This window comes from Scopulibacillus darangshiensis (assembly GCF_004341035.1).
Taxonomy (GTDB): domain Bacteria; phylum Bacillota; class Bacilli; order Bacillales; family Sporolactobacillaceae; genus Scopulibacillus; species Scopulibacillus darangshiensis.
The window spans coordinates 1-14,026 of record NZ_SLXK01000027.1 but is presented as its reverse complement, the minus strand read 5'-3'; the positions used below and the strand labels follow the sequence as shown (position 1 = coordinate 14,026).

The following is a 14,026-nucleotide window of genomic DNA, read 5'->3' as shown; positions in this document are numbered from 1 at the left end:
TCACCCCGAATATTAAATATTTATCGTAAAAAAACTAGACTCTGCAATGAAGGCAGAAATCTAGTTCTTGTTTGAACAACATAAGAAGAAGATCGCTACCTTCATAGCGGGGGCATTTACGGTGCCCTTGTAGAAACGCCTAAGCCTTATTCTTAAGCATATATGAAGGAATTATACTTTTTTGCATGGAACCATTCTACCAATGTCGGAAGCGTTCTTCAAGCTTGTAATTTTTTAATTATATTTTCCCATAATTCTTTCGATTGCAGCCATTGCCCTTTTGTCTGTTGATTGCCATATAGCTGCCTTTCAAAATCTAGTGTAAGGTCACGCATATTTCTTGTATCTAGTTTCCGATCCACAACATAAGCGTATTCTCTAAGTGTCTGATTATCTTCTTTCTTGATGCCATAGATATTAAGCAGCTTCATCAAACTCACATAGGCCTTTTCAAAAGCGTCTTTGTCTTTCCTATAACGATACCGCCGTAAAATAACTTTCGGCAGCCACTTTTTCCGTGTTTTGTAAAAAACCGCCGCAATTATAAGGATAGCTGCAGTAAAAGCAATACAGGCTAAAACAATCGCTTTAAGCGACTGATCCTTTAGTGACAACGTGCTGCTGTTATGATCCGTTTCCTTATTCACCGGTTGTTCCTTCTTTGGCTCAGGCTTTGACTTCGGCTCTCCTTTCACAGCAGCCGATGCTTTGGAGGCGTCTGTGTCTGAATTGTGATCGAAGGAATAAATGTTATTAAATCCTTTCGTCGGTTCAAAAGGCACCCAGCCGCTTCCAGGAAAATAGGCTTCAACCCAGGAGTGTGCATCAGAATTTTTGATTTCAAACTTGAAACGGCCGTCCTCGGTGGCATCCTTATATTCACCTTGTGTAAAACCCTTAACCCACCTTGCCGGAATGCCGAGCGTCCTTAGCATGACGACCATTGAAGATGAAAAGTTGTCGCAGTATCCCCGCTTTGATTCAAACAAGAATTGGTCAACATAATCTTGCCCGCCTTTTGGAACAGCCACATCTTTAGTATTATATTCATAATCCCCAGTGGCGAAATAGTCAGCAATGCTATTAGCCTTAGCATAACGGTTTGTCTCTCCCTTTGTGATGTCTAATGCCAGCCTGTTGACCCTCTCCGGCAACGACTTCGGCAGCTGAAGATACCGCTCTTTTACAGAATCAGGATCATGGCTGTCATCAGTGATGCTCTTTAACTTTCCGACAGAAAAGGTTGGATATTGATAAGTGAGTGTATAATTTTTTGGTGTGATATGGCGGCTGACCTTCATCGGTTCTATTTTCCCTGTTATTTGATTCAATATTAGCTTCCCGCCGATTCCTGTCACCTTTTCTAATTCACCGTCATAGAGCAGCTGCGGAAAACTTTCTCCTTTAAATGAAATATCGGCTTTAACATCCTTTGTCTTTACGCCTTTTCCGTATAAATCCAAAGCAGCATACATACGGTTATATGGTGTTTTGTCCATATTAATTTTGTCGTCTTCCGCAGACTCCCACCCTTTTCCCGTATAGACGCTCTTCGATTCAACCCGCCAGTATGTTGATTCCTTCGTTATCGTATCGAAAATCGGCGTATCATCCATCTGAAAGGGTCCTCCAAGATGGGTATCGTCCTCATCATAACCGATCGTTTGTACGCCTTGGCCGCCCCCTTCTTCTTTGTCTCCATAGCCATTTGCAGCTTTTTTGATAAAAGGAACTGGGTCAGGCCATTGCGGTCCAGTCTTGGGAGCCGCATAGCCGACGACGGATGCCAAAAGGATTGTGACCGCCAAAGTGACAAATAACGAAATAGGCAGCCTGCCTCTTTCGAACGTTACATTTTCCCTCTCCTGGATGCTGGCGATCCGCAGCAAACCGAGAAGCACGAGCCCAATGACAATCGTCCGGACGATGGCCTGATCAGCGTGATAAAGTGTGAAGGTATCAATTACCGCCAAGTAGAAAACGGTGATAAAGAAGAATAGGAACAATCTTCGGGTTTGGATTAGCCAATGATGCATGAGAAAGCTTACAAGCCATAGCAGGACGAAGAAGAGAAACGTCCTGAAAAGATCGCTGAGTCCTTCCCAATTACCGTAAAACATAAAGGAGATGTTCTTAATAGTGTCTTCAACCACATAAATGAGCCACTCGACATTTATAATAGAGCTGTTAATAAAAAATAACGTATGAAGACAAAACAGCATTGCAACAAACTTCATAGGGAAAGTCAGCCATAAAGGCCATCTCATATAAGATAAGATAAAACAAAAGGCCGTGAAAAAAAGAAACAGATACGTGTCATTAACATGGGCTATTTCTGATATAGGCCGGAGCCATTCCCAAAACAGCATGAACCCGAGCAGGTACAGAAGCAGCGAATAATATTTGGATTTAACTTGTCGCACGGCGTCCACCTGCCCTCAATAATTCATCAAAATGACCGCTATCTATCAGATACGAACCGATACCCATACCTGGAAGAGATTGCAGCAGCCATTGCTGTTCGTTAGAGAGTCTTTCATGATTGCCAACAAGATAATGCCGGACAGTTATCCCCCGATAAGCACATTCTGAAAATAAGGCAACAAGCTGATCATCAATGGTCTGACTGACAAATAAAAGGGTGGTCTGGTAGGGGATTCTTTTTAAATAAGCTTGTATAGTTGGGGCGGGGTGTAAATGTCCTTCCATATTGGTTCGGGCTAGATGCCGCTGAATTTGCCAAGGCCGCTGGTCACTTTCCTCTAATGGAAAAAAGGTGTGCCTTTCGCCGACCGAGATCAGTCCCGCCGCTGAACCGACATGCAGGGATCGTTGGATAAATGATGCGGCTAAAGAAACAGATCGTTCAAAACATTGTTCAGACACAGAAGGGCTCCGCCGGGTCCGGTCCAGCACAACCATCACATCACGGTTCAGTGGAAATTCAAATTGCTTCGTTACCAGTTTGTTTGTCCTTGCTGTCGTTTTCCAATCCAACCAGCTTAAGCGATCTCCAGGCTTATAGTCCCGTACACTTGAAATGGCGGTTAAATCATGCTCAAATTGCTTTTTTGAGCGATGATGGCCGCCTGCTGAGTGATCGGCCGGAAACCAATGAGGCAAAGGGCGGATTCTAGGATAGACAATAATGGTATCTTCAAGCTCCAAAGATATTTTCTTTTGAATAAAGCCAAAAATATCCCCCGACTTTAAAACAATCTCATTCAACCGATATTCCCCTCGGGGCAATGATGTAATGTCATAAGTTAAAACGATCTTTTTGCGAAAGTTAACAGAGAATAATCCCTTTGTTTTTCCACTTTGATTTTTGAGCAGCTTGTCGGGTAAATGGTCTTCAACAATAAGGTAAAAAAGCGGCACCCGCCATTTTCTTGTCAAAGTGATTTTAACCTGAAGCGTATCTTCAGCCTGAAGGGATTGATTGACAATTTCTCTTTCGGCCTTAAAGTCTTTTAAAGAATAGAAGTTTATAATAAGAGCGTAAAAGAGGATTGGCAAGAAGCTGTAAAAAACAAACCAGCTGACAAAGCCTCCTTGGAACATCGCATACATAAAAGCAATGATAAAAAGAACCAAAGTCCAAATGACTCCTATTACCGTTCTTCCTTTTAGCAGTCTTTTCATGCGGTCCCGCCCCTTTTGAAGATCGGCACTTTCACCCGCTTGATGACATCAGCGATAACTTCTCCGACCTCAACATTTGTAAATTTGGCTTCCGGCTTTAGAATCAGCCGATGGCCAAGGACATACGGCGCCAGATGCTTGACATCATCCGGAATGACGTAATCTCTTTCATTAATCAAGGCATAGGCTTGGCACGCTTTTAAAAGAGCTAAAGACCCCCGCGGGCTGACACCAAGGTAGATATCATGATGATGCCTCGTTCTTGTAATGATTTCTACAATATACTCCTTAATGCTATCTTCAACATGAACCTCTTTTGTTTTTTCTTGTAACTGAAGGACTTCCTCGATGGTAATAACCGGTTTAATGTCCTCGATAGGCTGGCTTGTAATCATCCTGTTTAACACTTCCACTTCTTCACTCCTTGTCGGGTAGCCCATTGAAATCTTCATAATGAATCGGTCAAGCTGGGCCTCCGGAAGTGGAAATGTCCCCTCATATTCAATTGGGTTCTGGGTTGCCATGACAAAGAAAGGTCTCGGCAGAACGCGGGTCTCGCCGTCAACCGTCACACTGCCTTCTTCCATCCCTTCCAGCAATGCAGCTTGGGTTTTGGGGGATGTCCGATTTATTTCATCAGCCAGCACAATGTTTGCCAGCAGCGGTCCCGGACGGAATTCGAAATTCATCTCTTTTTGGTTATATATTGACATACCTGTCAAATCGGAAGGCAACAAATCAGGTGTGAACTGGATTCTTTTGAACTCAGCTCCAAGCGATTTCGCAATGGCACGAACGAGCATGGTTTTCCCAACCCCCGGCACATCTTCCAATAACACATGCCCATTTGCCAGCAAGGCGACAATAGCAAGCTCAGCAGTATGCCTTTTGCCCACCAGCACTTTCTCTACATTTTCTATTACCCTGTCAATAACCTGATTCATAGAATCATATTGTATGGTCAATTGCTTCCCCCCCAAGATGCATATCTTTATATGGTAGAAAATTCTGATACTCTTTCAACTATAATTATACTATAAAACGCTTTCAGTATGGGGGGATTTGAAGGGAATATGTAAAAGTGACTCCATCTAATAAAAGATGGAGTCACTTTAATTTATGCACCTATGGTTTATGCGCGCCTTGGGATTTTTGCGTCCTGATTATATGTGATTAATTCCAAGTCCGATCGCTTCGTGCTCCAAGCCCTTAACTGGAGCGCCGATGGTTCCATAGAGGACGACAGCAAGCCATTCACCCTCTGCCTTATCTTGATAAGGGTTGCCGCGCACGATCACGAATTGCAGTCCAACGGTTCGAAGCAAAGTGCCAATCTGGTTGCTCCCGCGTGTAACACCGCTTACTGCCTCAAGGATGGCATGATACAAGGCGTGTGTTTCCCGGTAAAGATCGGGTTTTACAATACCTTGATTTTTTGCAGCTGTCTCAACTGCGGCCACAACCTTTTTCCCATCCATCGCTCCGACTTTTCCCTTGCAGAATTTCCAATTAAGTTGTCTCAGTCTTTCCGGTAATTGATCCTTATCCTGTAAAAGAAGCAAGATGGCCTCTTTACCAATTAATTGATTTCGATCTAATGGCATAATATAACCACTCTCTTTTCTAGCAGAAGATATAAGACATCATCTAATAATACCATGTACATCATTGCATCCAAACTGCCTGGATTCAATATTTCATTCACTTTGAAGTGCACCCTTCCCAAAAAATGCAAAAAAGGGGCAATATAGCACATTTTCCTGCACTACACCGCTCCCTATTAACTTGCTACTTTGAGCTAAGTGATATTCAATTACCTAGTAACCATAGGTTTAACTGGTATTTACTAATGTCTTATAACTACTACCGATATACTTTTGAATTATACTAAAAACATTAAATTGATTGTAAATTATTGCAGACAGACTGTCAACTGGTTAATTTTTGTATTGCTTAATCCGAAGTTAAATAATTGCCAAATCACTCCCCTTTCCAATAAGCCCGCTTTTATGATCTAATTAAATTTAATCGAAGTATACCTGTTAATGATTGCCGATACGGTATCATTTGATGCATTCCCTTATTTAGACCCAAACATTTCAGGATTGTTAGTGATAACCCCGTCCACATCCAATTTTAATAAACGATCCAATTCATCGAATTTATCCACTGTCCAAGGATATACTTTATATCCCGCCGCATGGCTTTCCCTTATATATTCTTTATCAACAAAAACATGCCGGGGATGGAGGCTATATATATTCAACCCACAGTTCTCGGCATAATGCCACGGCTCAATTAATCGGTCCATTGACAACAATCCCAATTTAACTGATGGATCCAATACTTCGACTCTTTTTAGTGCCAAATGATCAAATGAAGAAACCATAAATTGGTCCGTCGTCCTGTGATGACCGACACAGTCTAAAACCCGTTTTTCTATCCCTTCATAAACGATGGGGATATTTTTAATTTCAATATTTAGGAAAACCTCAGAAGGACAAATATCTAGAATTTCACTAAGTGTCGCTAAGGGTTCACCTTCGTATTCCTTTGAAAATGAAGACCCGACATCAATCTCCTTAATTTCAGCCAGTGTAAAATCTTTAATTAACCCTTTCTTATTTTTAGCAACACGGTCTAGTCTTTGATCATGGCACACAATCAGTTCATTATCTTTTGTTAATTGAACATCAAGCTCTAAGAACTTTGCTCCGTGCGTTAACGCTTTTTGAAAGGATGATAACGTGTTTTCCGGTGCTTCAGTCACTGAACCTCTATGGGCAAAATAGATAGTCAAGATAAAACTCCCTCTGCTAATAATGTTTTAAAAATACTTTTTTATTTTTTTAGCGCTTGATCAATTCGTTTGGCTGCATCATCGAGCGCTTTTTGCGGTGCTGTCCCTTGATACATTTTTTCCAGCGCATCCTCAATAATGCCTCTTGATTCCTCATAAATATCCATTAGCGGTCCTTCCGTGGCCGGCCCTAATTTTGTGTCATTAAGCTGATCGACAGCAACCTTCATTTGCGGATACTTTTGGTAGACATTCTTCAGTTCATCAACATGAGTTGCATCGGTTGTTACCGGGAAATAGCCTGTTGCTGCATCCCATTCAGCTTGAACTTCGGGTTTAACGAGATACTTTACAAATTCCCATGCCGCCTCTTGTTTCTTTTTGGAAACCTTATTGGTTATCCAATTTTGGTTCCCTCCAACTGTGGAACCATGGGGAGGGGCATCATCAGCCGCTGGGTAATAGGCTGCACCTACCTCAAACGGGGCGTTTTTGATATTCTGTCTTGTGTTAGCAGAAGAGTCCACAAACATTGCCAATTGTCCTGAATAAAAAGCTGCTCTAGGCGCATCGTATTTGCGGCCATAGTTTTTAAAAACACCTTCCTTATTCATGTCGTTTAGCCATTTAAATGCCTTAAGGCCAGGCTCTTCGTTCACCAATGCTTTCGTTGGCTTACCGCTTCGCCCATTTTCATTGTTAACATATAAAGCATTTTGATTGGCTAATAATTCTTCGAAAAACCATCCGATTGTTGCCATTGAAAATCCATAGGTCATTGTTTTGCCGTCTTTTTTTACCGTCAGCTTTTCCGCAGCCTTTTTTATTTCACTATATGTGTTTGGCGGATCATTTGGGTCAAGCCCTGCCTTCTTGAACATGTCTTTATTATAAAACATCACCGCATTTGAAGCGCTAAATGGCATGGAATAGAGTTTGCCATTCACCTCATAGTGCGCGGATACATTCTTTACAATTTTTGATATATCAAAGTTATCCTTTTTGATAAACTGGTACATCGGCGTAATAAAGTCACTGTTTGCTACATAATTCGTTGCCGGTCCGTAGGTGTTCATGACAGCAGGCATTTCATTAGAGCCACCGCCGCCGGCTGCTTGTATCTTGTTCAATAGGTCGGTATAGCTTCCTTGGTAAACTGGTTTGACGTGAACATCTTTAGATTGTTTATTAAATGCCTCAACGATTTTTTCCAATGCTTTGCCATTATCACCACTAATTGAATGCCAGAAAGCAATTTCTGTTTTGCCGCTGTTTGCTTTACCTGAACTATGCTGATCATTACTGCACCCTGAAAGCCCCAATACGACAACTAACAACAGTGAAGCGAAGATACTGATCGTTCTTTTCATTTTACCCGCCCCTTTTATTTTTTTTAGCCTTTTAAGGCTCCTGCAGTTAAGCCTTTGCGAATGTATTTAATGCCGATAAACAATAATAGCAATGTAGGCAATAAAATAATGACTACAGCAGCCATAACCTGGTTCCAAGCCGTTGAATTTTCCTGAGAAATAAGCATTTTTAATCCGATTTGCACTGGTCGCAAACTATTGTCATTGGTTACAAGAAGCGGCCATAGGTATTCATTCCAAGCTTTCAAAAAGCCATAGATTCCAAGTGCACTTAATGATGATTTTGAAAGGGGCAATGCAAAAGACCAATAGAATCGGATCCTTGAGCAGCCATCCATTTTTGCCGATTCCCATAACTCCTTAGGAATAGTGAGGAACTGCGTCCTGAGCAGAAAAATCCCGAACGGCAAAGCGATATGCGGTGAGACTAGCCCTTGGATCGTATTTACCCAATCCAGGTGAAGAATCGTCAAATAGTTAGGAATGATGGTTGCTTCCCACGGAATAAGCATCGTTGATAAAAATAAATAGAAGATCATGTTCCTTCCCTTAAATGGAATAAAAACGAAAGCATAGGCAGCGAGACTGCAAACAATTAATTGCCCAATCATGATTGAAAAGGACATCCAAAAACTCACCAAGATAAAATGAAGCAAGGGAATGCTTTGCATGACTTCTTTAAAAGCATCAAAGCTAAATGAAGAGGGCAGGACCTTCCCTCCGAAAATTTCTGCCGGTGACATAAAACTTGCCGAAACAGCATACAAAATCGGAAAAAAGAGAACCAAGGCCGACAAAATAAGCAGCACATAAAAAAGCGTTTTCCTTATCAGTATCATTGGTAATGCACCTTCTTTTCCCCGATTCGAAACTGCAGTCCAGTCACAATAAGAATAATTAAAAATAGGACAATCGCTTGAGCACTGGCAAAGCCGTAATTATTATAGGCAAATGCTTCTTTATAAATCGAATAAACAATGAGATTGGTAGAATTAGCCGGCCCCCCTCCGGTTAGGATGTCTATCTGTCCAAATGTTTGGAAGGAACTTATCATACCTATAATCAGAACGAAGAAAAGAGTTGGCGAAAGCATCGGCAATGTTATTTTAAACAAGCGCTGAAAATACCCCGCACCATCGATCTTTGCACTCTCATACAATTCTTCTGATACGTTCTGCAACCCGCCAAGCAGCAAGATAAAGTTAATGCCAATATGCATCCAGACAGTTGTTAGGGCTACTGAAACCAGCGCCCATGTTGGTGACGTCAGCCATTCAACACCTGACAGCCCTATAAGACCTAGAAAATGATTAAGGATGCCAACTGACGGATCAAAAAAGAAAAGAAAGATTGATGCACCTGCCGCGACGGATACCGCCAAGGTTGACGAGAAAATCGTTCGAAAAAAACCGATGCCTTTTAATTTCTCACTGGCTATCATGGCTAGAAAAAGAGAAATAATAATCTCCGCGGGAACGGTGTAAATAATAAATAAAAATGTGGCTGCCATGCTTTTTCTAAATTCCGGTGACATAATCAAATCCTTATAATGTTGAAAACCCACAAATCCTTCTGTTGTGCCGCCGCCTTTAACGACAAAGAAACTAAAATAAACCGTTTTCAAAATGGGATAAAATAAAAAGACAATTAACAGAATTAGAGCAGGAAGCAAGTAAATTAAACCAATGCCTAATAACTTTCGCTCCTCCTTTTTCCGGGCCTTTTTAGAATAAATGATTGAATGATTCGTATCTCTTTCTATTTCCACAACACGCGCCCCCTTTCGAAGATTTTCAAAAGCAAAAAATCCACACAGCTCCTCCTATACGGAAAGCTAGTGTGGATCTCATGTCTCCATCCGTTTTATTAACTTATATTTATTAAATCAAATAGGAAATATTTTGTCAATATAGGAATCTGTTTTTTCTAAATTGTTTTTAAACTGGCAACACTGAGTGTATACGGCCTGCGTACTTCTGTGTTATTATAAAGAAAACTTGCCGATTGGCGAGCCTTTAAAATGGCGTAGCCAGAGGCTTAGTTGCACTTATGTGCGTCAGAAAGTTTATACTTTCTGATTAACTAAGGAAAAATCCATCAATTGAGGGGTAAGGACTATGGACACTCTTGAATACGCTTTATCAAGGCATCCAATTATTGTCTCTTTAACTGATCAAGATGATCTGGAAAAAGCCTTGGTTGCGGAAAGCAGTATTATCATTCTTATTCATGCGGATATTTGTACTTTAAACCAGATTGTTAAACGCATTAAAGAAACCGATAAATTGATTTTTGTACATATCGACCTTATGAAAGGGTTAAAAAAAGATGCTTCAAGTATTCGATATCTCGCAGAACATGTTGGCATCGACGGAATAGTGACGACACATATGAACCTCATTCCCGCCGCCAAACGATACCGGTTACTTACCATACAACGTGTGTTTATTCTCGATTCCGCTTCAATTGAACAAGGGTTCAAATCTGTCCGTGAATCGAATCCTGATGCTGTTGAAATCCTGCCTGGCATCGCGGTCCCCCACATTCGCGGCCAACTTAAAAATAATATTAAGCAAATTGTAATCGCCGGGGGACTTATCAACACGGAGGATGAGTCCTTATACATTTTAAAAAATGGCGCTAAAGGTGTTTCTGGAAGCAGCACCGAACTATGGCATCTTTCATCAAAAATTAAGCAAAAACTTAAAAATGCTGAAACACAAGAGGCCTTTAATACGTGAGGCCTCTTTTTCCATTGCCTTGTTTAAAAAATTGAGACAAGGCATCCGGAAGCTCTGCAATGGATGCCAATATTATGTCCGGCTTCAGCTCTGCATCAATACATTTTTCATTTGTCGGATTAATCCAGGCGGTGATCATGCCCGCCTGTTTCCCCAATCGAACATCTGTATTTAAGCGGTCCCCTACAACAATGCAGTTCTTCGGGGGTGTCTTTAACTGGTCGGACAGCCATAGGCCGAGGAGTTTCGATGGTTTGCCAACGATCACTTCAATTTCCCTGCCAGTAGCTGCTTCTAAGGCCGCAATAATTGCTCCAGCATCAACGAGCCCTCCATCTGGACTCGGGCAGACGGGATCAGGATTTGTTGCAATGAATCTCGCCCCATTTTTTAATGCTTGATAGCCCGTCATGATCTTTTCATACGTTAATGTTGTATCAAAGCTGACTAGAACCGTGTCCGCATTCGGGCTGTTCGTGATGTCTAGCCCCGCCGACAATAATTCGTACCTTAACTGGTCCTCGCCTATAATGAATATTTTCCCAAATTCCTGATTGGCTTTTAAATAATCAGCCGTTAGCTGCGCAGAGGTGACCACCTCGTCAACCAATGCCGGGATACCGAGCCTCATCAGCTTTTTTGAATACGTATCACGGCCGTATCTTGGATTGTTTGTCACAAACCGGACCTTGGCACCCAATTGCCGGACCCATATCAGGGTCTCCTTTGCTCCCGGCAAGATCTCATCACCCAAATATAATGTCCCATCCAGATCAAAAATGAACGCTAAATTTCGGTCTTCCACCATTCCCACACATCCTTTAATATCCGCTTTTTATAAGAAAGGCGTAAGCGCCTTGGTCAGCCCCGAAAAGCACTGGAGGGCCTCCGAGGAGGCTGTCGCCGCCGCAGGGGACCGAAGTGACTCGAGGGGCTAAGCGCTGAAGCCAGACAAAACCCTTACAGCTCTAATTCTTTTTTCACACGTAAAAAAGCCATCACTTAATGACCATCATATGATGGTTTTGGTAATGGCTTCTCTGGACTCAAACCTTTTATTTCATTGTTTAAAACAAAAAGGCCGCAGACATCCCTTTTTAAAGGGGATACTGCGGCCTCTCTTCGTCTCAGACCTTAATATGAATTTTCACACTTTTTATTATATCATAAGCTTTTTAATTGTGAATGTAAATATTTGAGTGAATAGGGTGCCTAACCTTTTTTAATTTTAAAAATATATTGACAACCATTTTCTATCCTGCTTTAATAGAGTTAATTACATATTACTGGATATGGAGACACGGAGATCCACACAAATTCCTCTTACGGGAACTTTGTGTGGTTTTTTTCATGTCTTAATCTCTAAGGAGGCGAAAGATCATTTATTTATCAGGGGCAAAGTCGATAAGGAAGGCCGTTGCTTATTTTTGTTGTGTTATGTTAATCGGGACATTGTCGTTTACCAAACATGCAGATGCGAAAAGCGGTGGACAAGCAGATGACAATGGGATTACGCAAGAAGAAGTGCAAGGCAATGCGGTGTGGTCGGATGACTATCAAAGATTTTTTGATTTGAAGAAAGAAGGACCAATCGTTCCGGGTTTGAAACAGGGTCTAGTTCCACAGGACGTGGATTACATTGAGTCGAAAGACTGGTTCGTGATTTCCAACTACCGGGACGGCGACTTATCGAGCATGATCACGATCGTCGATGCCAAAACAGGATTGCTTATTAAGTCTTTTCAATTGGAAAATGAAGATGGCACGCCTTACGTCTTACATTCCGGCGGTGTCGCCACAGTCAGTAAAAGGCATCTGTGGATTGCTTCAGGAAGCGAAGTGAATTATATAAAGCTAGCAGATATTATTCATAGCAACAAAAAGCTCATATCTTTTGAAGGTCATTTTCACGTAGATTCCAGGGCCTCTTTTGTTGATTATAAGAACGGTGTCCTTTGGGTCGGGGATTTTGCCAATGGCGACAAATACCCGACAAAGGAAAGTCATCATATTGTGAATCGGGACAACGAGCTTTATACGGGATGGGTGGCCGGTTATCGTTTGGATGAGAAGCGGGAGCTTATTCCTGAAGGTAAACCCAAGAACCCCGATGGCTCAATCGTCCCGGATTTGGTCTTATCAATTCCGGACAAAATTCAAGGTATGGGCTTCTTGGACAATGAACTTGTCTTAAGTGAATCCTATGGACGATTTAATAAAAGCTACCTTTGGTTTTATAAAAATCCGCTAAGCGAGAATCCACATAAAACCATAGATCTAAGCGGCAATTCCGTACCCGTTTGGTTTCTCGACAGCCAAACCTATAAGGATTCTTTAACGATGACACCGTTATCCGGCGGAATGAGGGAACAGGGCGGGGAACTGTACGTTATATTTGAATCCGGCGCCGAAAAATATCTCAACGGCAGCTACGCCCTTGATAGGATGCAGATTCTTAATATGTTCAAAGACAAAGAACAAAAGTTAGCCAAGGTTCGTGAATTGACTGAGAGCTATGGTGCATCCGGCGACTTAAAAGACCCGCTCAAGGGGCAACTAATGAACAAATTACAGCAAGCCGAACACCAGCTTGAGGCCGGTTCGACTGACCATGCTGTCAGCCATCTGGAGGATTTCTTAGAGGCCGTGAACAACAAAGCCATGCAAGAGTATATTACCTCTGATGCTAAGGATGCATTGAGTGGGCAGGTCAATGATTTGCTGGATATTTGGAAGGTTAAGTAATAGATTGGACAATCCCGAAGCTGGAGTTGCTGCTTCGGGATTTATTAATGGACGATCGATTGCATTTGACTTCTCCATTGAATTTTCATTGTCATAGCAAATGCTAATGATAATGAACTTACAAACTCGATGAAAGCTTCACTCATTCATTTATAGGACTCAGATTCCGCTTTTTCTATAAAAAGTGCCACTTTCCTGAAATTATAGGACTCGGATTCCGCTATTTGCCCAAATTCTACTCAAATGACCTCTTGACTCCCCGAATAACGGAACCACAGTCCTATACGCTCATAAAATATAGCATTTTGTCACAAATAGCGGAACGACAGTCCGATAGAAATCCTAACAATATGCTTATGTTGAGGTGCGTTAAAACAATCTAATTTTCGTCCTTTGCCCTCTCTAGTAATTCTTTTTTGGCCAATTTCAAATCGATTTTTGCTTTATGACCATGTTTCTGCAGTAAATGTAAAAGGTTATTTCCATTCAAAAGTGTGATCGGTTTATCTTTAGCAAAACTATAAGCATCTGGTCCATAATCAGCGGTTGAAACTAAGATTCCTTTAGTGGCACCTTCATTAAGTACAGTTCCATATAGGTCTCGCACAGCTGAAACACCAACAACATTGGTCCTAGATTATTCATAGAAAATCCTCAATAAGACAGAAATGCTTACCCATCAAGCGATTTCGTCATACTATTACGCATCAAATAAATGAAAAAAG

11 protein-coding genes, 1 pseudogene and 1 riboswitch are annotated in these 14,026 nt (G+C 41.6%); of the genes and pseudogenes, 2 read left to right on the top strand and 10 right to left on the bottom strand.

The genetic code is table 11. From position 1 onward, the window contains the following. Nucleotides 1–84: 84 nt before the first annotated feature. Nucleotides 85–186, bottom strand: a riboswitch (purine riboswitch). Between the two features lie 32 nt (nt 187–218). From EV207_RS15880 to EV207_RS15845, 8 genes are all read right to left on the bottom strand, one after another. Beyond that, on the bottom strand, nt 219–2,423 hold the full coding sequence (locus tag EV207_RS15880) for a DUF4129 domain-containing transglutaminase family protein (protein WP_132747142.1): 2,205 nt from the start codon (nt 2,421–2,423) through the stop codon (nt 219–221). Next, nucleotides 2,410–3,645: a DUF58 domain-containing protein gene (locus EV207_RS15875; RefSeq protein WP_132747141.1), complete on the bottom strand. Its 1,236-nt coding sequence runs from the start codon at nt 3,643–3,645 to the stop codon at nt 2,410–2,412. Before EV207_RS15875 ends, EV207_RS15880 begins: the two co-directional genes overlap by 14 nt. Beyond that, a complete protein-coding gene (locus EV207_RS15870; protein WP_132747181.1) occupies nt 3,642–4,589 on the bottom strand; it encodes an AAA family ATPase in 948 nt (315 codons plus the stop codon). Before EV207_RS15870 ends, EV207_RS15875 begins: the two co-directional genes overlap by 4 nt. Nucleotides 4,590–4,808: 219 nt before the next feature. Further along, nucleotides 4,809–5,249 carry a hut operon transcriptional regulator HutP gene (gene hutP / locus EV207_RS15865; RefSeq protein WP_132747140.1) on the bottom strand — a complete coding sequence of 147 codons (441 nt, stop codon included), beginning with the start codon at nt 5,247–5,249 and terminating at the stop codon, nt 4,809–4,811. Between the two features lie 476 nt (nt 5,250–5,725). After that, nucleotides 5,726–6,445: a glycerophosphodiester phosphodiesterase gene (locus tag EV207_RS15860; RefSeq protein WP_165886971.1), complete on the bottom strand. Its 720-nt coding sequence runs from the start codon at nt 6,443–6,445 to the stop codon at nt 5,726–5,728. Nucleotides 6,446–6,486: 41 nt separating this feature from the next. After that, nucleotides 6,487–7,815, bottom strand: a complete 1,329-nt coding sequence (locus tag EV207_RS15855; RefSeq protein ID WP_132747138.1) for an ABC transporter substrate-binding protein — start codon at nt 7,813–7,815, stop codon at nt 6,487–6,489. A gap of 23 nt (nt 7,816–7,838) precedes the next feature. Beyond that, nucleotides 7,839–8,654 carry a carbohydrate ABC transporter permease gene (locus EV207_RS15850; RefSeq protein WP_132747137.1) on the bottom strand — a complete coding sequence of 272 codons (816 nt, stop codon included), beginning with the start codon at nt 8,652–8,654 and terminating at the stop codon, nt 7,839–7,841. Further along, on the bottom strand, nt 8,651–9,583 hold the full coding sequence (locus EV207_RS15845; RefSeq protein WP_132747136.1) for a carbohydrate ABC transporter permease: 933 nt from the start codon (nt 9,581–9,583) through the stop codon (nt 8,651–8,653). The genes EV207_RS15850 and EV207_RS15845 overlap by 4 nt, the downstream gene beginning before the upstream one ends. A 349-nt stretch (nt 9,584–9,932) precedes the next feature. Here EV207_RS15845 and EV207_RS15840 point away from each other — a divergent pair, with 349 nt between their 5' ends. Then, nucleotides 9,933–10,556, top strand: a complete 624-nt coding sequence (locus tag EV207_RS15840) for a glycerol-3-phosphate responsive antiterminator (protein WP_132747135.1) — start codon at nt 9,933–9,935, stop codon at nt 10,554–10,556. Here EV207_RS15840 and EV207_RS15835 read toward each other — a convergent pair. Then, entirely contained in the window at nt 10,546–11,364 is an 819-nt protein-coding gene (locus EV207_RS15835; RefSeq protein WP_132747134.1) for an HAD-IIA family hydrolase, read from the bottom strand. The genes EV207_RS15840 and EV207_RS15835 overlap by 11 nt on opposite strands. 629 nt (nt 11,365–11,993) lie before the next feature. Between EV207_RS15835 and EV207_RS15830 the strand changes: the two genes are divergently transcribed. Then, the gene (locus EV207_RS15830) at nt 11,994–13,301 is read left to right on the top strand and encodes an FIMAH domain-containing protein (protein ID WP_165886970.1); all 1,308 of its coding nucleotides are present in this window, start codon (nt 11,994–11,996) and stop codon (nt 13,299–13,301) included. A 379-nt stretch (nt 13,302–13,680) separates the two neighbouring features. Here the strand turns inward: EV207_RS15830 and EV207_RS15825 are convergent. Further along, nucleotides 13,681–13,920 (bottom strand): annotated as a pseudogene (locus EV207_RS15825) (restriction endonuclease); the annotation flags it as partial. Nucleotides 13,921–14,026 lie beyond the last annotated feature (106 nt).

Coding starts and splice junctions, on each gene's coding strand:
- EV207_RS15875 (WP_132747141.1), bottom strand. CDS start 3,645: ATGAAAAGACTGCTAAAAGGAAGAACGGTAATAGGAGTCATTTGGACT.
- EV207_RS15870 (WP_132747181.1), bottom strand. CDS start 4,589: ATGAATCAGGTTATTGACAGGGTAATAGAAAATGTAGAGAAAGTGCTG.
- hutP (WP_132747140.1), bottom strand. CDS start 5,249: ATGCCATTAGATCGAAATCAATTAATTGGTAAAGAGGCCATCTTGCTT.
- EV207_RS15855 (WP_132747138.1), bottom strand. CDS start 7,815: ATGAAAAGAACGATCAGTATCTTCGCTTCACTGTTGTTAGTTGTCGTA.
- EV207_RS15850 (WP_132747137.1), bottom strand. CDS start 8,654: ATGATACTGATAAGGAAAACGCTTTTTTATGTGCTGCTTATTTTGTCG.
- EV207_RS15840 (WP_132747135.1), top strand. CDS start 9,933: ATGGACACTCTTGAATACGCTTTATCAAGGCATCCAATTATTGTCTCT.
- EV207_RS15835 (WP_132747134.1), bottom strand. CDS start 11,364: ATGGTGGAAGACCGAAATTTAGCGTTCATTTTTGATCTGGATGGGACA.
- EV207_RS15830 (WP_165886970.1), top strand. CDS start 11,994: ATGTTAATCGGGACATTGTCGTTTACCAAACATGCAGATGCGAAAAGC.